Origin of the sequence: Campylobacter sp. CH246, assembly GCF_004378835.1 — a bacterium.
In the GTDB taxonomy this organism is placed as follows: domain Bacteria; phylum Campylobacterota; class Campylobacteria; order Campylobacterales; family Campylobacteraceae; genus Campylobacter_D; species Campylobacter_D jejuni.
Genome location: NZ_RYYA01000006.1, coordinates 33,897 through 53,080, shown reverse-complemented (window position 1 = coordinate 53,080; position 19,184 = coordinate 33,897). Strand labels below are relative to the sequence as shown.

Sequence of the window (19,184 nt, the reverse complement as noted above, 5' to 3'; positions counted from 1 at the left end):
TTTTGTTATTTAATCCAAATAAGTATTAAATTTGAATTAATTTTCAAGTTTGAAATTTTCAATCTCATTAAAATTTAAATATCTATAGATATTTGCCTTATGCTCATCACTTAGTTTTTCGCTAACAATTTGTAAGTATTCTTCCTTGCTTGGAATTTTACCCAAAATCGCACAAACTGCCGCAAGTTCTGCACTGCCTAAATATACTTTAGCACCCATTCCCATACGGTTGTCAAAATTTCTTGTAGAAGTTGAGAAAACTACAGCTCCATCATTTACTCTAGCTTGATTACCCATACACAAAGAACAACCAGGAACTTCTATTCTAGCACCTGCTGCGCCAAAGATGCTGTAATAACCTTCATTGGTAAGTTGTGCTTTATCCATTTTTGTTGGAGGCACTACCCAAAGTCTGGTTTTAAGTATGCCTTTATCTTTTAAAATTTCTCCCAAAGCTCTATAATGTCCTATGTTTGTCATACAAGAACCTACAAAAACTTCATCTATATTTTTTGGACGCTTATCATCGGCTAAAATTTCGCTTAAGGTTGCCACATCATCAGGGTCATTTGGACAAGCTAGGATTGGCTCTTTAATGTCATTAAGATTAATATCTATAATATAAGCGTATTTTGCATCTTTATCTGCTCTTAAAAGAGTAGGGTTTTTAAGCCATTCTCTCATTTTTTCAGCTCTTCTAGCAAGGGTAGCTTTATTCTCATATCCTGCTTCTATCATAGCTTCAATTAAAGAAATATTGGATTTGATATATTCGCTTACACTTTCTATGCTTAAATCTACACTACAAGCAGCTGCAGATCTTTCAGCACTTGCATCACTGAGTTCAAAAGCTTGTTCGACTTTTAAGTTTGGCAAGCCTTCTATTTCTAAAATTTTTCCTGCAAAAATATTTTTCTTATTTTTCTTTTCAACGGTAAGTTGTCCTTGTTTGATTGCATAATAAGGTATAGCATTAACCAAATCTCTTAAGGTAACTCCAGCTTGTAATTCTCCACTAAAACGTACTAAAACACTTTCAGGGACATTTAAAGGCATAGAACCAGTAACTGCAGCAAAAGCTACAAGTCCGCTTCCTGCAGGGAAAGAAATTCCTATAGGAAAGCGTGTGTGAGAATCCCCACCCGTTCCTACGGTATCTGGCAATACAAAACGATTAAGCCAAGAGTGGATAACTCCATCACCTGGTTTTAAACTTACCCCACCACGACTTGTCATGAAATTGGGCAAGGTTTTATGTAAATTTGAATCGCTTACTTTTGGATACGCAGCTGTATGGCAAAAGCTTTGCATAACAAAGTCTGCGTTAAAACCTAGGCTTGCAAGTTCTTTAATTTCATCTCTAGTCATAGGACCTGTGGTATCTTGAGAGCCTACAGTTAAAGTCATAGGTTCTATATACATACCTGGACGCACACCTTCAACTCCACAGGCACGACCTAGCATTTTTTGAGCCAAGGTATACCCACCGCTTGAAGATTTAGGTTGTTCAGGTTTGGTAAAGATATTTTCACTTTCCATGCCTAAAAATTCTCTAGCCTTAGCACAAAGCCCACGACCTATGATAAGTGGGATTCTTCCTCCTGCTCTAACTTCATCTAAGAGAGTGTTTGGATTGAGTGTAAATTCTGCGATTGTAGAGCCATTTTTTATGATTTTTCCCTCATAAGGATGAATTTCAAACTCATCGCCCATTTCTAAGTTTGTTACATCGCAGATGATAGGTAAAGCCCCGCTATCTTGAGCAGTGTTAAAGAAAATCGGTGCTATGGTTGAACCCATTACTATACCACCACTGTGCTTGTTTGGCACACCTTCTATTTCTTTTCCTAAGTGCCATTGTATAGAATTTATTGCTGATTTTCTACTTGAACCTGTTCCTACAACATCACCTACATAAACCACTTCGCGACCGCTTTTTTTAAGCTCTTTGATTTTTTCTAAGGAACCTGTTTGTCTTACCTTTAGCATGGCATTTGCATGTAAAGGAATATCACTTCTTGTAAAAGCATCTCCTGCAGGGCTTAAATCATCAGTATTTGTTTCCCCTGCTACTTTAAAAACTATACATTTAATCACTTGAGGTAGTTTTTCTTTTTTATTAAACCAGTCCGCATTTGCCCAGCTTTGTAAAACTTCCTTAGCGTGTGGATTGTTTTTGCTAAGTTCAGCTATGGTATGAAAATTATCATGTACAAAAATAATATTTTTCAACACTTCTGCAGCATCTTTGGCTATGTTTTCATCTTTTAAGGCATCGATTAAAACTTTAACATTATATCCGCCTAGCATAGTTCCAAGCATTCTTAAGGCTCTTTTTTTGTCTATATTTGGAGCACTGATTTTGCCTTTAAGTATGGAATCTAAAAATTCACATTTTACTAAAGCTGCATCATCAACACCAGGATTTACTCTGTTTTCTAAAAGATTTGCAAGCTCTTCATTATTTTCATTTTCAAGTAATTTACAAAGTTCTCTAGTTTGATTTGCATTTAAAGGAAGGGGTGGTATACCCAAAGCGGCTCTTTCTTCAACAAGTTTATTGTATTCTTGCATAAAAGACATTTTCTACTCCTTAAATATTTTTTATTATAATTGTAGCTCTTTGAAGGATAAAAAATGTTTAAAGTTTATTATAAAATGCCTTTATGTTACCTATCTTTACATAGTGATGGAAAATTTTTAACTAGAGTCGATTTTTGTGATAATAAAAGATCAGAAAAAAATTGTAGTTTGCTTAACTTAGCAAAATATGAACTTGATTTATATTTTACTCATAAGCTTAGAAAATTTAGCATTCCTGTTTTGATACAAGGTACGGATTTTGAATTAAAGGTTTATAAGGCTTTAATGGAAATTCCTTATGGCAAAATAGCTACTTATAAAGATATAGCAGAAAAAATTAATCATCCAAAAGCTTTTAGAGCTGTCGGAAATGCAAATTCTAAAAATCAAATTCCTATTTTTATACCTTGTCATAGAGTTATTGCAAGCAGTGGCATAGGAGGATATAATGGAGGGCTTGAAATAAAAAGATTTTTGCTTGAAAATGAAGGAGTGAATTTAAAATAAGCTTGGGGTTTGATTTTCTTTGTTTTCAAATTCTTGTTCAAAAATATCATAATTTTCAAGAATTAAACAATATTTAAAATTTTTTAACTTTCTTAAATCTGAAAGCTGATTATAGGAAAAATCGCAAAATAAAGAATTTTTAGAAGCAATTTTAAAGTCTTTTATGTTTTTAAATTTTTCTTTCCAGAATTCAAAGGTATTTTGGTTGTTGCTTACAATAAACGCTTGAGAGCTTGAACCAAAAGGAGTGATTTCAAATTTATCATCAATAAAATAAATTTTAAAATCATCAATCTTATTAAAGTCAAATATTATTTTTTGACTTTTTTCTTTTAAAAAAGAAATAATTTTTGCAAAACTATTTGCGTAAAAAAAAGGCAAATTAAGATTTTTAAAATATAAATTTTCACAAATCAAAGTTGTAAAAAAGAAGCTAGATCGCGATAATAAGGTAAAATTAGCATCTTTTAGACTATGAGAATAGGCGCAAAGTTTATTTAAGTAATTTTCTTCACAGTAGCAAAAAATTTCACCCTTTTTTGCTTTGATTAGTTTTTCAAAATCAGCAAAAATATTTCCTTTTAAAATGTTAAAATAAAAAGCCTTGCAAAGACTTAGTTCGTAAGATTTAAAAAGTAAAAATTCACATTCTTTATCTTCGCAAAAAAAGCGTAAAAATCTTACAAGAGCTCGTTCTAGATTTTCTACTCTAAAATAAAAAATTTCTTTATCTTCAATAGTAATGTCATTTTCTGTAATTATAGCATAAGCGCCTTTTTCTATAGCTTGGGCAATTTCTTTTTTATCGTTATTAAAGAAGGCAAAGCCTGTTTTAAGTTCGTTTAAATTTATGGCAAAACCTTCCACGCTTAAAACACTACCTTCATGAATTAGTGTTGCGTTTAACAGTTCGCCTAAATTGCTAATTTGCATATTTTAACCTACTAAAGAGCCGTTTTGCACAAGTTGTTCAGGGGTGATTAAAACAAGTTTATCTCCGCTTTTTGCAGAAAGTATCATGCCATCGCTTTCATGTCCAAAAATTTTAGCTTTTTTAAGATTGCTTATAACGCAAACTTGTTTACCGATTAAATCACTGGCCTTATAGTATTTTGCTATGCCTGAGAGTACTTGACGGATTTCTTTATCGTCAAGTTCGAGTTGAAATTTTAAAAGTTTTTCACTCCCTTCTATATTTTGACAATCAAGTACCTTAGCAACTTTGATTTCAATTTTTGCAAAATCATCGATTTTTATTTTAGGACTTTCTTCTTTTTTAGGTTCTTCTTTAATTTCTTGTTTTAAAAGAGCTTTTTCTACTTTTGGAAATAAAGCTTCGCAAGGATTTGCTTTAAAATCTAAAAGTTCATTATCAAGTATCATTTTTGTGTAATTTGCAGACGAAATTTCAAAATTTAAAGCTAAGGCTACCTTTTTAGAGGACTTTGGTAGAGTGGGATTTAGTAAAAGAGTTGTTTTGGCTAAAATATTTGCACAAAGTGCTACTAAAGCATTAGCTTGTTCGTGTTTGTTTTCTTTGATTAAATTCCAAGGTTCGTATTTACTAATAGCTAAATTTGCCACACTTAAGGCTTTAAAAAGTTCTTCTAAATAACGATTACACTGTAAGTTTTCTAAAAATTCTACCGCTAAATTTAAGTGTTCTTTTGCTTGATTTAGTTCGGCATTGTAAAATTTTAAAACACCTTCTTTTGAAATATTTCCTTGAGAATATTTTGTACTCATACCTATAATGCGATTAAGTAAATTTCCAAATTCATTGCTAAGCTCTGCATTGATACGATTTATCAGCATATTTTCGCTAAAATCCCCATCGTTACCAAAAGGCACTTCTCTAAGCAAGAAATATCTAAAAGCTTCACTTCCATAGGCATCAACTACTTCTTTAGGTTTTACAACATTGCCTTTGGATTTGCTCATTTTTTCACCTTCTTTAGTCCACCAGCCATGTGCACCTATAAATTTTGGCAAAGGCAAATCCACGCTCATTAAAAAAGCTGGCCAATAAATGGCATGAAAACGCAAGATATCTTTTCCTACTAAATGCACATGCGCAGGCCAAAATTTAGCATTTTCTCCCTTGTTTTGAAAGTCAAGTGAGCTTACATAGATAAAAAGTGCATCAAGCCATACATAAATAATATGTTTATCATCATTAATTTCTTGAGGCAGTTTAATCCCCCAATCAAAACTTGTTCTTGTAATGGAAAGATCTTTAAGGCCGTTTTGGACAAAATTTATAAGTTCGTTTTTTTTGTTTTTTGGCAAGATGGGATCTTTTTCTTCATACCATTGTAAAATTTTATCTTGATATTTTGAAAGTTTGAAAAAATAGCTTTCTTCTTTTAAAATTCTAGTTTGTTTGCCACAATCTGGGCAAGAACAATCGTTAATAAGCTGACTTTGAGTAAAAAAGCTTTCACAAGAAATACAATAGTGTCCTTCGTATTCATCTTTATAAATATCACCTTTTTGCCACATTTTTAAAAACATAGCTTTAACAAATTCAATATGTCTTGTATCAGTTGTTCTTGCGTAAATATCATAGGTGATTTCAAATTCATCCCATAATTTTTTAAATTCAAAACTGATTTTATCAGCGTATTCTTGAGGAGTGGAATTTCTTAATTTGGCAGCTTCTTCGATTTTTTGTCCATGCTCATCTGTTCCTGTTAGAAATCTTGTTTCATGTCCTTGCAAACGATAAAATCTTGCTAAAGTATCGGCTATGATGGTAGTATAGGCATGACCTAAATGAGGTACATCATTTACATAATAAATTGGTGTTGTAATATAACGCATTTTTTTCCTTTAAAAGTCAAATCCGCCTTCGGTTTTACCCTTAGACATACTGTTATAGACTGCATCAACATAATTTTTTCTAGTTTGGCAGTTAAAAATTTCATCGCAATTATAACAAGAGTTTAGATTTTTTGAGTTTTGACATGAAAGTAAAATTTCTTTTTTTTTATCCATATCTTGCTCAAATTCATCTCTAATATCACTCATTGTAAGCCTTTAAAAGTTTTGAAATTTCATATTCTGAACCAAAAAAACAAGGAGTTGTTGCATGGATTTTATCAAATTCAAGTTCAAGTAAAGAGCGGTTTTTTCCATTTGTAGTTTTTCCGCCTGCTTTTTCTATGATAAAGGCTAGAGGAAAGACTTCAAAAAAGGCACGAAGTTTGCCATTAGGCGCATCTTGTGTTGCAGGATAGCTAAAAATGCCACCCCCTTTTAATAAAATTTGATTGATATCACTTACCATGGCTCCAGAATATCTTAAGCGATAGCCTTCATCAAAAAGACTTTTGATAAAATTAGCGTGTTTTTCTTCCCAAAATTTTTGCGTTCCGCCTGTAGCATTAATCTTGCCTTTTTCATTCATTTTAAGATCTTTTATAAAAATAAATTCATTATTTGCATTTAAGCGATAAAGTTTTGGCTGATCTTTGCAAATCACAAGTTCTAAGCGCGCTCCATACATACTATAAAGTGCAGCTCTTAAATTTTTAGCACTTGCTTTTTCTTCATAGATAGCAAAAATAGAACCTATAGCAAAATTAACATCCATTAAGCTAGAACCGTCTAAAGGATCATAAGCTACGATAAAATTTGCCCTCTCGTTAAGCGTTAAAATTTCATCTTTTTCTTCACTTATGATGGCTTTAATACTTGAACATTGACTTAGGGTTTTTGTGATGATTTCATCGCTTAAAACATCAAATTTGAGTTGGGTATCGCCTGTAAAATTTTGATTTTGACTGTAGCTTGTATCGGGAAATTTTAAAGCGTTAGAAATTTCTAAAACCGCTTTTTGTATATAAGAAATCACTTCTTGCATTTTATAATTCTCCTTGTAAATTTTTAGCATTTTTAAGTATGTATTGGCAAATAGCTTGTATATCGTTTAAATCAAGCCAAGTAAGATAAGGGTGAGAAATTTTTTCATAGCTTGCAATGGCGTTTGAAAAAGTAAAATAACTTTCATCAATTTCTTTGCAAAATACGCTAATGCGTGGTAAATCAAGAGTTTTTAATCCTTCAACCAAACAAATGTCAAAATCAGGGCTTAATTTTAAAGCTTTTAAAATATCTCTGTTTTCATGAGAAAAAAAAGTTGTTCTTGTAGGGCTTAAAACCATGACTTCAGCTCCACTTTTAAAAAATTTAAAACTATCTTTACCGTTAAAATCAAATTGAGCTTTATCGGCAGGATCGTGTTTAATGATTAAAACTTTTAAATTTTGTTGCAAAAAATTATCAGCTATTTTGGTGATGAGTGTAGTTTTTCCTGAATTTGAAGGCCCGCTAAAAGCTATAATAAGTTGTTTCATAAAATATACTCTTAATTTTTTTGCAAAATTATATCTTTTTAAACCAAAAAATAGGGTTAAAAGGCTACAATAATACTAAAAAATATGGAAAAAGAATGAAAATTTATAGTGTAATTTTAGGTGCTTTTTTGCTTGGAGCTTGTTCTTTAAAAGATCAGGCGATTGTGGATACAAATTTAAAATCTCAAACTTTAATGTTTACTCAAAAATACAAAATCACACAAGATAAGATTAATGCCATTATAACTATGTCTTATTTAAACCCAATTCTAGACAAGACAAGTAAAGATGATGTATTAGCTTTATCTTTTACTCCAAATACATTAAAAATTCAAAATTTAGAAGTTTTTATCAATAATAAAAAAGCCAATATTGAAAAATTGGATGATGAGTATTTAAAATATGTAATACAAAACAACTATACTGATTATTTTAAAATATCTCTTCCTAGTGTCAAGGAAGAGACTAGGCTTGTAGTTAAGATTTGTTTAGATCATTTGCCTTGTTTTGAATTAAATTTTCAAAAATATCCGAAATCTTTATACTATCGTTCAGAAGATGTCGATACACAATATAATTAGCTAGAACTTTTTTTCCGTAAATTCGGCTTTCTTGATAAGGAACTAGCTCCATAGACAAGAAAGGTTCAAATTTGCCTGTCTTAAACATATCATTTCTTGCAAGCATACGGTTAGTAAATCCTATACCGCCATTATAAGCATAAGCGACAAAAAGTGGAGATTTTAAACGTGATTCAAGGTAATTTAGATGATAGTTTCCAAAGTAATATGCTATTTCAGGTTTAAACATAAAATCTTGATCGAAATTTGGAATTTTTAATTCTTTTTCCCCTATGTGATTGGCCAAAAATGGCATAAATTGCATCATGCCTAAAGCATAAGAAACTGAAATAGCAGTTGGAATAAAACGACTTTCTTGTCTGGCAATAGCCAAAATTAAAGCTTGTCTTGTTTTGTTATAGTCTTTTATATTGTCATAATAAGGCATTATAAAATAATGTTTTTTAAAATTATTTTTGCGTTCTAATATGTAAGCATAAATAGGCAAGGTTTCTTGTGTGTCAAATTCTTTTGCCAAGATATCTAGTTGACTTGCGTTAGCATCGCGAATTTGTTTGTTTATTTTTTGCCAAGCAAAAGGATCTTGCATATTAAAATTATTTTTTTTCTTGCTTGGATTAAGGCTTTCTATCTTTGGAAAAGGTGTGTTAGTAAGTTCTTTTGCGTAAAGACTATAAATATTTAAAGAAGAACTTTGCGATAAAGTTTTTAAATCTTCTTCATTTTTTTTAATCAACCACATCCAAAATATAGCATTGTCTTTATTGCTTTGCGATTTAAAACTTTGAGCCGCCTTTTTAAAAAAGTCATAAGCAAGTTCTATTTTATCATAAGTTAAGGCATTGACTCCTAAATAGAAAGCAGAATCTTCACTTACATTTTCAGGATTTATTTCTAGCATAGAATGTCTAAATTTTGGATTTTCTTTTTTAATAATAATATTTTGCGCAAAATCTTTAAAACCAATGTGGTTTGGTAGTTTATTGACTAAACTTGTATTTAAATCTAAGTCGTATTTTTTAGAATAATTATAAAGTTTAAAAAAACCATTAATATCTTCTTTTTGTACTATATAGCTCATAGGATCAGAAGTATTAAAAGCTAGCAATAAATTTGTCAAATCAGGTCTTTGATTTTTAAAGGTTTGAGCTAAAGTAGTTCGGTCTTTGGAATTTAAACTCGCTATAAAAACTAATGAATTTAAGCGCACACTTTGACAAGTTAAATTTGCATCTAAGATAGTATTTGCTGTATAGGTATAGCATTTAGCATATTTTGGGTTGATATAAGGCTTTAAAGGGATGATTTTTTCAAGTTCGGATTTAATTTTTCCTATATAGCGAAAAATATGAGAATTTAAATCCTGTGCATCTTTTTTACTGATTTTATTTTTTTCTAAAAGCCTATAAATATAATAATCCTTAGCAAGTGAATTTTCTTCCTTTTTGAGTTTTTCTATGCTATATTGTGTAGCATTTAAACTTGAAAAAATAAATAAAAAAACGAGTATTTTTTTTATCACAATATACTCCTTAAGATATTCCCAAGAAAAATGCCAAGAAACTGCAATGCTAAGACTATAATCAAAGGTGCAAGATCAATATTACCAATGCGTGTTGGAATTTTTCTAACTAAGGCGTAAGCAGGATAACTTAATTTATATAAAATTTGCACTATGGGATTATAAGGATCAGGGTTTACCCAGCTTAAAAGTGCTGTGATGATAATAATCCAAGTATAAATGTTAATGACAATTTGAAGTACTTGAAAAATAGAAATAATAAAAGAGTCTATAACCATAATTAAATCCTTGCCAATTCGTGAATAAAATTTTTAATATAAGGATAAAGATCACTAAGCTCAGGTCCGTGGATATTTCCTGTTAAAATTATCCTTAAAGGCATGAAAAATTTTTTACCTTTTAAGCCACTTTTGCTTAAAAGTTCATTTTTAAAATCTTCATAATTTTCAAAAAGTTCAATATCTTTTAAGAGTTCTTTTAAAATCTTATATTCTGTTTCAAACTCGCCAAAATCTTTTGTGCTAAAAATAGCTTGCATTTTTTCTTTAAGTTCTTTTATGGTGCTTGCTTCTTGAGTGTAAAATTTAGCAAGTTGTGCAAGATCTTTATTTAAATCTAAAATTTTATTAAGCTCATCATCTTTTATCATTTTGATATGTTCGCGATTGATTTGCAAAAGTTTTTTAAGATCAAATCTTGCTGGAGCTTTTGAAACTTTAGAAATATCAAACCATTTTATAGCCTCTTCTAAGGTAAAAATTTCACAAGGAGTTTTATTGCCTAGCATGATAAGATAATTCGCGATTGCACTAGGTAAAATTCCACTTTCAAGTAGCCATTTTACAGAAGAATGTGCTTCTCTTTTACTCATTTTAACACCTTCTTCGTTTAAAATGATAGGCAAGTGTGCATAAGTCATAGCTTTATTATAACCTAAGCTTGCGCGGATATGTTCTTGTTTTGGAGTGTTTGAAACATGATCTTCTCCGCGTATAATACAAGTAACATTTTCAAGCATATCATCAACCGCACAAGCAAAATTATAAGTTGGAGTTTTATCTGTTCTCATGATGACAAAAGAGTCTATGTTTTCAGGCTCGAAACTAAGCTCGCCTTTGATAAAATCAGTGAATTTCATAGTATGAGTAGGTTTTTTAAGACGGATAACAAAGGGTTTTTCACATTCTAAAACATCAATATCGGCTAGTTTTTCACAAGTGCCATCGTAGCGATAAGCTTTACCTTGTTTTTTAGCTAACTCTTTTTTTGCTTCAAGTTCTTCTTCGGTACAAAAACAAGCAAAAGCTTTTTTTTCACTTGCAAGTTTTAAAGCCATTTGGCGATGGAATTTTAAATTTTCACTTTGTATATAGTAATGCTGCCATGAAATACCAAAAAGATTTAAAATTTCTTTGATTTCTTCTTCTTTTCCTGCTATATTTCTAGCCTTATCAGTATCTTCAATACGTAAGATAAAATCCATATTTTTTTGTCTTGCACAGATATAATTAAAAATTGCTGCACGTAAATTTCCTATGTGCATATCACCTGTGGGAGAAGGTGCAAAACGGTACATCTTATAGCCTTTAAAATTATTTAAAAACTTATTATAACAGAAAAATTTATACGGATATTTAATTTTACTTGGTTATAATACTTTTATGATATTTTTAATTTTTTCTTTCATTGTGTTATTGATTTTTGGCTTAGCAAATGTTTATATTTATAAAAGATTAATCAAGAAAATTACTCTTTTTAAGTATTTTTATAAAATTTTTTCCTTTATTTTTATTGTGCTTTTTTTAGCTCAAGCTGTGTTTTTAATATTTCGTAGAGATGAATATTTAAGTGATACTTGGTATGAAATTTTAGCCATGTTTTATGCGCCGACTTATTGTTTGTTTTTTATGACTTTAGCTTGGGATTTTGTTAAATTGATTTTAGTTCTTATGGGTAAAAGAGATAAAACATATAATCTTATTTTGCGTTTGATTTTTGAACTTTCTCTTATAGTTTTAAGTGTGTTTTTAATTTATGCAAGTATAAATAATGCTCTAAAAACACCTGAAGTAAAGAGTGTTGATGTTGAAATACCAAATCTTAAAAAAGATTTAAAAATTGTCATGCTTACTGATATACATTTGGGTAAAAATTTGCATGAAAATTTTTTAGACAAGCTCATCACTAAAGTAAATTTGCAAAGTCCTGATATGATTGTAATAGCAGGGGATCTGATTGATACTAATCCTAAAGATTTAAAAAATTACATCTCAAAACTTAATGATTTTAACTCCACTTACGGAACTTTTTATGCTTTGGGAAATCATGAGTATTATCATGGTATCAATGAAGTTTTGGATTTACTTAGAAAACATACTAATATGAAAATTTTAGTCAATCAAAATTTAGATTTGGGTTTTATAAATATTGCTGGACTTGGAGATTTAGCCGGACTTGATAGGGGTTTATATGCTCCTGATTTAGCAAGAATAAAAGTGGATTTAAATACAAGTAAAGCTAGTATTTTACTCACACATCAACCTAAAACAGCTTTGCTTTATGATTTGAGTGATTTTGATCTTGTTTTAAGTGGGCATACACATGGAGGGCAAATTTTCCCTTTTATGTTTTTAGTTAAACTTCAGCAAGGTTTTGTTCATGGGCTTTATGATTTAGGAGAAAAAACTAAGCTTTATGTGAGTAGTGGAGCAGGATTTTGGGGGCCAAGTCTTAGAGTTTTTGCTCCGAGTGAAATAGTAATTTTAAATTTAAAAGGAAAAAAATGAGTTTTTCAAAAGAAAGTTCGAGACTTTTTGGTTTTGTAGCTGGGATTAAATTTCCTAAAATGATACAAAAAATTATTAATGAAAATTATGTTAAGTATTTTAATATCAATATGAGTGAATTTAAAGCTCCTTGTGAATACGAGAGTTTAAATGCTCTTTTTACAAGAACTTTGCAAATTCCAAGAAAATTTGAAAAAGGTTTTATCAGTCCAAGTGATGGTAAAATTTTAGAGTGTGGAAGTACTTTTTTAGCAAATGAAGAACATTTTGCTTTTTCTATAAAAGGACATGCTTATAGCGTTGAGGAGCTTTTAAAAGATAGCTTTGAAAAAGATGAACTTAAAAATGGGCTTGATTATGTCAATATTTATCTTTCTCCAAGAGATTATCATCGTTATCACAGCCCTTGTGATATGCAAATTTTAAGTGCAACTTACACAAGTGGAGTGCTTTATAGTGTAAATGAAAAGCATTTAGAACGCATTAGTAATTTATATGTAAAAAATGAAAGAGTAAGTTTGAAATGTCAAAATAAAAAAGGCATTTTTTGGCTTGTTTTTGTGGGGGCGCAAAATGTAGGAAAAATGCGTTTTAATTTTGATACAAGCATACAAACCAATGCTAAAATTTCTCATAATTTTACTAGAAAATATGAAAATTTAAATTTAAAAAAAGGCGAAGAACTAGGAAATTTTGAACTAGGTTCTACTATAGTTTTAATCTCTCAAAAAGGGCTTTTAACTTTTAATTTAAAAGTAGGGCAGAGTGTTAAATTTGGAGAAAAAATAGCGGATTAGTTTTTAGGAGTTTTATTTGCCATTTGATAGATAAAGGCAAAAACTTCAGCTACAGCTTTATACATATTAGGTGGAATTTCATCACCTAAGTCAAGCTTGCTTAAAATTTCTATTAAATCTTCATCTTCTTTAATAGGAACTCCGTGTTCTTTGGCTAAAGAAATAATTTTAGCAGCACTTTCGCCTTTGCCACTTGCAAGCACTTTTGGGGCGGAGTTTTTTTCTCTTTGATAACCTAGAGCTACAGCTTTTTTAATCGATCTTTTGATTTTGCTCATACTTTTTTATCCATACCCATCTCAAGATCTAAATTTTTCATATTTCTAGTATCAAATTTACTTCTTATGATATCACCTACAAAGAAATTTGCACTCAAAAGTCCTGCTTTATTGATATTTCTTTTAAGTTCATGGGCATTTTCATAGATGGTTTTTCTAAATTCAATGTTTTCTGCCATGATATTAATATCTATATATTTTTCATTATTTAAAGAAATAAGAATTTCTAAATCCCCAAGTTTTGCAAATTCGAGTTTAATCTGAGCAAAAAATTTATCCTTTTTTCCGCGTCTAAACATAATTTTAGAATCATTTAAATCATCCCAAGAAAAAGGCAGATAAGTATTGATAGAATCATTGGCTAAAGACATAAGCTGATTGATTTCAATTTGCGCTAAAAGACGATTAGCTTGATTATATATAGCTTCATTGCCTTCATTTTTAGCTAAATTTGAAATTTGCAAAAGTGTTGATTTTACATCATGGTGTAAAGATTCAGCTATATCTTGTTCTGTTTTTGGTTTAATTTGCGCTAGATCTTTGGTAGAAAGATTGAGTTTGTGTTCGAGATTTTTAAGTTCTGCTTGATTAAGTTTGGCATTTTGAGCATAAGGTTCAAGTTCTTTCAAGCTTTCATTAAGTCTGCGAGAAAGATTGCTTAAATTTTTACTTAAATCTTGCACTTGCTCTAGATCTAAATTCTCTACATTAAATGCTAAATTTTTTACAATATTTTGTTTTATAAATTCCTGATTTTTAAAAATATTTTGCATAGTTTGGTTATTGTTAGATTGAATATTTTGAGTATTATTTAAATTTTGCGTATTGTTTGTGTTAGGATTTGAAGTGTTGGTATTTGTATTGATTGAAGTTTTGTTTTCTGTTTTTGTTTCATAAAATTTTGGATTTTCTTTGATATTTTCTTTTGATTTTTCTTGTTTTTCATCTTTAGTTTTTTCTTGGTTTGGAGTAGAATTTTTTATATCATTGTCTAGCTTATTTTCTGTTTCATTATTTTGAATATCATTTTTTGTATCTTGGGTATCTTCTTCATGGGTTTTTATACCAGAATCTAAATTTTCATCTTCTTTTGATGCTTTTATATGTTTTTCTTCATCTTGGTTTTTTGTATTATGATTAAGTTTTTCTTCCTTGATATTTTCTATGTTACTTAAAAGATTTTCTAAAATATTTTCTTTATCTTGTATTTTAAAAGCTTGATTGCCTAGTATATTTTTTAAAGTATTTTCAAGTTTTTCAAAGGCGGTAGCAGTTTGCTTAAGGATGTTTGGATCTTTTATCATTAAATTTTCTGGCTTATTAAGAGCTTTGAAAAAATCATTTTTGATGGAATTTAATTCTTTTAAAATTTTATTAGCTATAGGGGTGATTTTTTCTTGAGCATGACTGGGATTTTTACTTATATAATTTTTAAAATTTTCCAATTTAGAACTTAAATTCAAAAGTGCTTTAAAAGAACTTTGATTTAAAATTTGCTTATTTTCATTTTTGCTAGAATTAATAATATTTTTTAATTCTTTTAAAGTGTCTTTTGGGCTTAAATTTGTATTTGCAAGCTGGGCTATCTGAACGCTTAGTTTTTCGCTACTAAGACCTTTGATTGTACTTAAAAGAGAGTGAAAACTTTTGGGTAGTAATTCTTCGTTTAGGGCATCTTTTAATTTAGCTTCTAAAAATACGCCTGAATTTTTAAACAAAGGAGCTAAGTTATTGTTTTTTATTTCACTGGCAGGTTTTAAAATTTGATTTAATCTATCTAAAACTTGCGTAAAAGTATCGCTTTTTGCAAGTTCTGTGCTTAAAGTTTTTAATTCATTAGCAAAATTAGGAGCTAAATTTAAATTTTTTCCTTGTTTAAGTACGGGGGAATCGGGATTTTTTTGAGCATTGATTTGATCTAAAAGTTTATTAACAAGTTCTTTTAATTTGGCACCTGTTTCATTTTGAACAAATTTTGCTAGTATTTCTTCACTACTAGCGTCCTTGCTTAAACCTAAATTTTGCTTTAAAGCTTGTGCAAGTGCTTCTTTTGGATTGTCTTTTAAATTTGTTTTATCTTTTGAAGCAGAGTTATCTACTTTTAAATCATTTTTTTGCGTATTGGCAATTTGACTTGCTAGTTGAGTATTAATCATCAAATATCACCATATTTCCAGGCTTTTTCTTAAATTTTTTATTTAAAATATTTGGTTTATTGATAGCAAAAAGAATTAAAAATGCTAAAGAAACTATATAAAACCATATAAAACCTTTGATTTCAAAATATTGCATTAAAAAACCTAAAATTAAAGGGCCAAACAAAGAGCCTAAAGAATAGCAAAAAAGAACACCGCGACCTAACTCTACACCTTTATTTTTGCTTACTAAAACATCATTTGCTCTAGCAAGTGCTAAAGCATATAAGCAAAATATTCCTATACCAAGAGTAATTCCTAAAAAATATTGCATATATAAATGAAGTTTAAAAAAGATAAATATAAGCATAGTGATAAATCCTATACTTGCACAAGTGATAATGGCAAATTTGCGACCAAGTTTGTCTGAAATAGTTCCTATGATGGTTTGTGCAATAAAACCACCTAAAACCCCACAAAATATAAAATAAGAAACCGCTTTTGTATCAAAACCTTGCAAAAGTATAAATAAAGATGCCATAGAAAAAAAGCCATTTATAAGCATTCCGGCTATAAAGCTTGTGACGATAGCTAAAGGAGCTATATCAAAAATTTTAGGTATAGAAATAGGACTTGATGCGGGTAAAACAGGTTCTTTGATTTTAATTAGATTTAAAGGTAAAGATGAAAGTAAAATTAAAGTTGCACTGAGGATAAATACACTATGTTTGCTTAAATTTAACGCTATGATTAAAACTCCAATACCAAACGCAAGATAAAAAACAATTTCATAAAAACCTAAAATTCTAGATCGAATGGCATTTTTGCTTTTTTCATTAAGCCATGATTCTATGACCATTAAAAGTCCATAGTAGCAAATTCCTATGGAAAATCTTAAAACAGCCCAAAAAATAAGATTTTCGCTTACTGTATGAAGCATAGCTGAAATTCCAAAAATAGCACCAAATAGCCCAAAAGAGCGTATATGACCTATACGAGAAATAATTTTATGAGCACTGATGGTTCCAATAAGAGCGCCTACAAAAAAACAAGAACTTACTACTCCAACAGCTAAAGAACTTTCTCCGTTTTCTTTTAATATAACACCTATAGAGCTTACTATCAAGGCATTACCTGCAAATAAAAATGCCATACCAGCAAAAAGTGCCGTCATTGATTTAATAATTTTTTTTGGACTCATACTTTTTTATATATAAAATAAAAATAAACACACAAACTAGCAAGGATGAAATTCCACAAATATAAGCAAAGATATTTAATTTATCTTGGCGATGTAAAAATAAAAATCCAGCAACCAATACTACATAAGCCATCAATTTAAAGAGAGTAAAAAACATAGCAAAAAAATGGATTTTCTCTTTAACATTTGGCTTTAAATCGTCTTTTAGAACTTTAAAATGAATAATTTTTGATAAATTTTGTTTTTTTTTGATAAAAAGTGATGAAATGAAATTAAAATCTTTTTCATAATTTTTTGATTTTTTTATAATGACTTTTTTATAATTTAAATAAGAAGCAAAAATAATCAATAAAACACTAAAAAAAGCTATTTCATAGCTTAAAAATGTATCTAATTTAAAATGATTTAACGATGAAAATATGATCCAAAAAAATAAATGAATAATGGAAAAAATATAAAATAGAGCTTTTTTGTGTTCCATTATTTGTTCTTTTCTTTTTGAATTTTTTCTTTGATCAACTCATCTCTTTCTCTGAATTCTTCATAGCTTTTTACTTGAACTTTATAAGCTTTGTAAACATTAAGTATAGCAGCACTGATCCCCCAAAAAACTCCAAGCCAAAAAAGCCAAGGATAAGGAGTAAATTTTTTAAGCAAATATCCTATTCCCACACCTATAAATACAGCAACAACCATAGAGATGCCAAGACTTAAACCATCCGCAGCTTCAAGAGTTTTGCGAATAATTTTTTGTCTTTTGCCGTTGGAATTTTCTAAGTGATTTTTTTCTTCTTTTAAAATATTGCTCATATTCTTTTAAAGCTTTCTCTAACAGCTTCTAATGTTGTATCTATAATTTTATCATCCATTTTTGAACATATAAAACCTGTTTCAAATTGAGAAGGCGCTAAATAAATTCCATTTTCAAGCATATTTTTATGAAATTTTGAAAATAATGCTAGATTAGATTTTAATGCATCTTGGTAGTTTGATACAGGATCTTTGGTGAAAAAGTATCCAAACATAGAACCTACATGACAAGCTTGTAGCGGAAGTCCTTTTTCATCTGCTAATTTTTTCATTCCTTGGGTAAGTTTTTTTGCTAATTTTCCAAGTTTGTCATAAAGCTTGGTTTTCTTTTTGGCTTTTGTAAGACTTGCTATACCTGCAGCCATTGCCAAAGGATTTCCACTTAAAGTTCCTGCTTGATAAACTCCACCCAAAGGACTTAAAATATCCATAATTTCAGCTCTAGAAGCAAATGCTGCTGCAGGTAGACCACCTCCTATTACCTTACCAAAAGTAATTATATCTGCTTGAATATGATTGATTCCATAGGAACCAAGGTAAGATGCTCTATATCCACTCATTACTTCATCAAAAATCAGCAGAGTTTGATTTTTTTTACAGATCTTAGCAAGTTCTTCTAAAAAATCTTGTTTAGCTGGAACTAACCCCATATTTCCAGCAATAGGCTCAATGATAACACATGCAATATCTTTATTTTTTTCAAAAAGCTCTTTAACGCTGTTTATATCATTATATTTTGCTACTAAAGTGTGTTTAGCTATATCTTCTAAAACACCCAAAGAACTAGGAGAGTTAAAAGTAGCAGCACCACTTCCTGCACTCACTAATAATGAATCAGAATGCCCGTGATAACATCCTTCAAATTTTAAAATTTTGTCTTTTTTAGTAAAACCACGGGCAAGACGAATAGCACTCATGGTTGCTTCTGTTCCACTGCTTACAAAGCGGATCTTTTCTAAATGAGGAAAATCAGATAAAACAAGCTTGGCAAGTTCAGTTTCTAATAAAGTTGGAGCTCCAAAACTTGAACCTTTATGAAGTGCTTTTTGACAAGCTTTTTGTATATCTTTATCGCAATGTCCAAAAAGTAAAGGCCCCCAGCTTTGAACATAGTCTATATAAGAATTTCCATCTATATCGAAAATATAAGCACCTTTTCCATGAGAAATAAATTTTGGCTCACTTTGAACATTTGCAAAAGCACGAACTGGAGAATTTACACCGCCTGCGATGAATTTACACGCTTCTTTAAAAGCTTTTTTGTTTGTCATTTTTCTTCCTTGCTAAATTGCTTGATGTAATTATATAAAGTTACAATTTCATCATTTGTTAAAGAGTAATTTGGCATGATTGATTTTGCGTCTTTACTCTGATTAAGAGAATTTTTAAAATTCTCAAAACTAAGATTTTGTATACTTGGAACTTTATAAGCTGTTTTAATACCATTTTTCATATAATATCCTAAAATTTGTTCGCTTCCATCTGCTCCATGACATTCTTTACAACTAATGCCCCTTGGATTTTCATAAAGCATTTTAGAGTATTCTTTAAGAGTGATAAAATCAGCACCAAAAAGACTGATACTAAATAAAAAAAACATTAAAACAATTTTCAAAGTTTCACCTT

At 29.8% G+C, this 19,184-nt stretch carries 20 protein-coding genes; 4 read left to right on the top strand and 16 right to left on the bottom strand.

Annotated features, from left to right (window positions below; translation table 11 throughout):
• Positions 1–36 precede the first annotated feature (36 nt).
• Positions 37–2,583 carry a bifunctional aconitate hydratase 2/2-methylisocitrate dehydratase gene (locus tag ELQ06_RS05755; RefSeq protein ID WP_052781852.1) on the bottom strand — a complete coding sequence of 849 codons (2,547 nt, stop codon included), beginning with the start codon at positions 2,581–2,583 and terminating at the stop codon, positions 37–39.
• 54 nt (positions 2,584–2,637) lie between these two features.
• Between ELQ06_RS05755 and ELQ06_RS05750 the strand changes: the two genes are divergently transcribed.
• Positions 2,638–3,090, top strand: a complete 453-nt coding sequence (locus ELQ06_RS05750) for a methylated-DNA--[protein]-cysteine S-methyltransferase (protein WP_052797726.1) — start codon at positions 2,638–2,640, stop codon at positions 3,088–3,090.
• Here the strand turns inward: ELQ06_RS05750 and ELQ06_RS05745 are convergent.
• Genes ELQ06_RS05745 through mobB form a run of 5 tightly spaced genes read right to left on the bottom strand, consistent with a single transcriptional unit; the run spans position 3,082 to position 7,448 of the window.
• Positions 3,082–4,023 carry a hypothetical protein gene (locus tag ELQ06_RS05745; RefSeq protein WP_052779789.1) on the bottom strand — a complete coding sequence of 314 codons (942 nt, stop codon included), beginning with the start codon at positions 4,021–4,023 and terminating at the stop codon, positions 3,082–3,084. The genes ELQ06_RS05750 and ELQ06_RS05745 overlap by 9 nt on opposite strands.
• A gap of 3 nt (positions 4,024–4,026) precedes the next feature.
• Positions 4,027–5,913 (bottom strand): methionine--tRNA ligase, encoded by a 1,887-nt coding sequence (gene metG / locus ELQ06_RS05740; protein WP_052797725.1) that lies wholly within the window; start codon positions 5,911–5,913, stop codon positions 4,027–4,029.
• 9 nt (positions 5,914–5,922) lie between these two features.
• Positions 5,923–6,120: a hypothetical protein gene (locus tag ELQ06_RS05735; RefSeq protein WP_002856855.1), complete on the bottom strand. Its 198-nt coding sequence runs from the start codon at positions 6,118–6,120 to the stop codon at positions 5,923–5,925.
• On the bottom strand, positions 6,113–6,955 hold the full coding sequence (locus ELQ06_RS05730) for a class 1 fructose-bisphosphatase (protein WP_044260904.1): 843 nt from the start codon (positions 6,953–6,955) through the stop codon (positions 6,113–6,115). The genes ELQ06_RS05735 and ELQ06_RS05730 overlap by 8 nt, the downstream gene beginning before the upstream one ends.
• A 1-nt stretch (position 6,956) precedes the next feature.
• Complete coding sequence (gene mobB / locus ELQ06_RS05725) at positions 6,957–7,448, bottom strand: molybdopterin-guanine dinucleotide biosynthesis protein B (RefSeq protein ID WP_052797724.1); 492 nt, start codon at positions 7,446–7,448, stop codon at positions 6,957–6,959.
• A gap of 95 nt (positions 7,449–7,543) precedes the next feature.
• Here mobB and ELQ06_RS05720 point away from each other — a divergent pair, with 95 nt between their 5' ends.
• Positions 7,544–8,029 (top strand): hypothetical protein, encoded by a 486-nt coding sequence (locus ELQ06_RS05720; protein ID WP_052797723.1) that lies wholly within the window; start codon positions 7,544–7,546, stop codon positions 8,027–8,029.
• Here ELQ06_RS05720 and ELQ06_RS05715 read toward each other — a convergent pair.
• Genes ELQ06_RS05715 through gltX form a run of 3 tightly spaced genes read right to left on the bottom strand, consistent with a single transcriptional unit; the run spans position 7,926 to position 11,127 of the window.
• The gene (locus ELQ06_RS05715) at positions 7,926–9,551 is read right to left on the bottom strand and encodes a lytic transglycosylase domain-containing protein (protein WP_079460078.1); all 1,626 of its coding nucleotides are present in this window, start codon (positions 9,549–9,551) and stop codon (positions 7,926–7,928) included. The two genes, ELQ06_RS05720 and ELQ06_RS05715, sit on opposite strands and share 104 nt — an antisense overlap.
• Positions 9,548–9,829: a YggT family protein gene (locus ELQ06_RS05710; RefSeq protein WP_002852501.1), complete on the bottom strand. Its 282-nt coding sequence runs from the start codon at positions 9,827–9,829 to the stop codon at positions 9,548–9,550. The genes ELQ06_RS05715 and ELQ06_RS05710 overlap by 4 nt, the downstream gene beginning before the upstream one ends.
• Before the next feature lie 2 nt (positions 9,830–9,831).
• Complete coding sequence (gltX, locus tag ELQ06_RS05705; protein ID WP_052797722.1) at positions 9,832–11,127, bottom strand: glutamate--tRNA ligase; 1,296 nt, start codon at positions 11,125–11,127, stop codon at positions 9,832–9,834.
• An 85-nt stretch (positions 11,128–11,212) separates the two neighbouring features.
• Here gltX and ELQ06_RS05700 point away from each other — a divergent pair, with 85 nt between their 5' ends.
• Positions 11,213–12,337, top strand: coding sequence for a metallophosphoesterase (locus ELQ06_RS05700; protein ID WP_052797721.1), 1,125 nt, complete (start codon positions 11,213–11,215; stop codon positions 12,335–12,337).
• Positions 12,334–13,134: a phosphatidylserine decarboxylase gene (locus tag ELQ06_RS05695; protein WP_052797720.1), complete on the top strand. Its 801-nt coding sequence runs from the start codon at positions 12,334–12,336 to the stop codon at positions 13,132–13,134. Before ELQ06_RS05700 ends, ELQ06_RS05695 begins: the two co-directional genes overlap by 4 nt.
• On the opposite strand, the gene ELQ06_RS05690 is transcribed toward ELQ06_RS05695, so the two are convergent.
• From ELQ06_RS05690 to ELQ06_RS05660, 7 genes are read right to left on the bottom strand one after another with little or no spacing between them, the layout of a single operon-like run.
• The gene (locus tag ELQ06_RS05690; protein ID WP_052793861.1) at positions 13,131–13,412 is read right to left on the bottom strand and encodes a FlhB-like flagellar biosynthesis protein; all 282 of its coding nucleotides are present in this window, start codon (positions 13,410–13,412) and stop codon (positions 13,131–13,133) included. The two genes, ELQ06_RS05695 and ELQ06_RS05690, sit on opposite strands and share 4 nt — an antisense overlap.
• Positions 13,409–15,568, bottom strand: a complete 2,160-nt coding sequence (locus ELQ06_RS05685) for a flagellar hook-length control protein FliK (protein WP_052797719.1) — start codon at positions 15,566–15,568, stop codon at positions 13,409–13,411. Before ELQ06_RS05685 ends, ELQ06_RS05690 begins: the two co-directional genes overlap by 4 nt.
• Complete coding sequence (locus ELQ06_RS05680) at positions 15,561–16,748, bottom strand: MFS transporter (RefSeq protein WP_002899568.1); 1,188 nt, start codon at positions 16,746–16,748, stop codon at positions 15,561–15,563. Before ELQ06_RS05680 ends, ELQ06_RS05685 begins: the two co-directional genes overlap by 8 nt.
• Entirely contained in the window at positions 16,726–17,229 is a 504-nt protein-coding gene (locus ELQ06_RS05675; protein WP_052793858.1) for a hypothetical protein, read from the bottom strand. Before ELQ06_RS05675 ends, ELQ06_RS05680 begins: the two co-directional genes overlap by 23 nt.
• Positions 17,229–17,558, bottom strand: a complete 330-nt coding sequence (locus tag ELQ06_RS05670; RefSeq protein ID WP_052793857.1) for an AtpZ/AtpI family protein — start codon at positions 17,556–17,558, stop codon at positions 17,229–17,231. Before ELQ06_RS05670 ends, ELQ06_RS05675 begins: the two co-directional genes overlap by 1 nt.
• Positions 17,555–18,829 (bottom strand): glutamate-1-semialdehyde 2,1-aminomutase, encoded by a 1,275-nt coding sequence (hemL, locus tag ELQ06_RS05665; protein ID WP_052797718.1) that lies wholly within the window; start codon positions 18,827–18,829, stop codon positions 17,555–17,557. Before hemL ends, ELQ06_RS05670 begins: the two co-directional genes overlap by 4 nt.
• Positions 18,826–19,173 carry a c-type cytochrome gene (locus ELQ06_RS05660; protein ID WP_002852485.1) on the bottom strand — a complete coding sequence of 116 codons (348 nt, stop codon included), beginning with the start codon at positions 19,171–19,173 and terminating at the stop codon, positions 18,826–18,828. The genes hemL and ELQ06_RS05660 overlap by 4 nt, the downstream gene beginning before the upstream one ends.
• Positions 19,174–19,184: the final 11 nt, after the last annotated feature.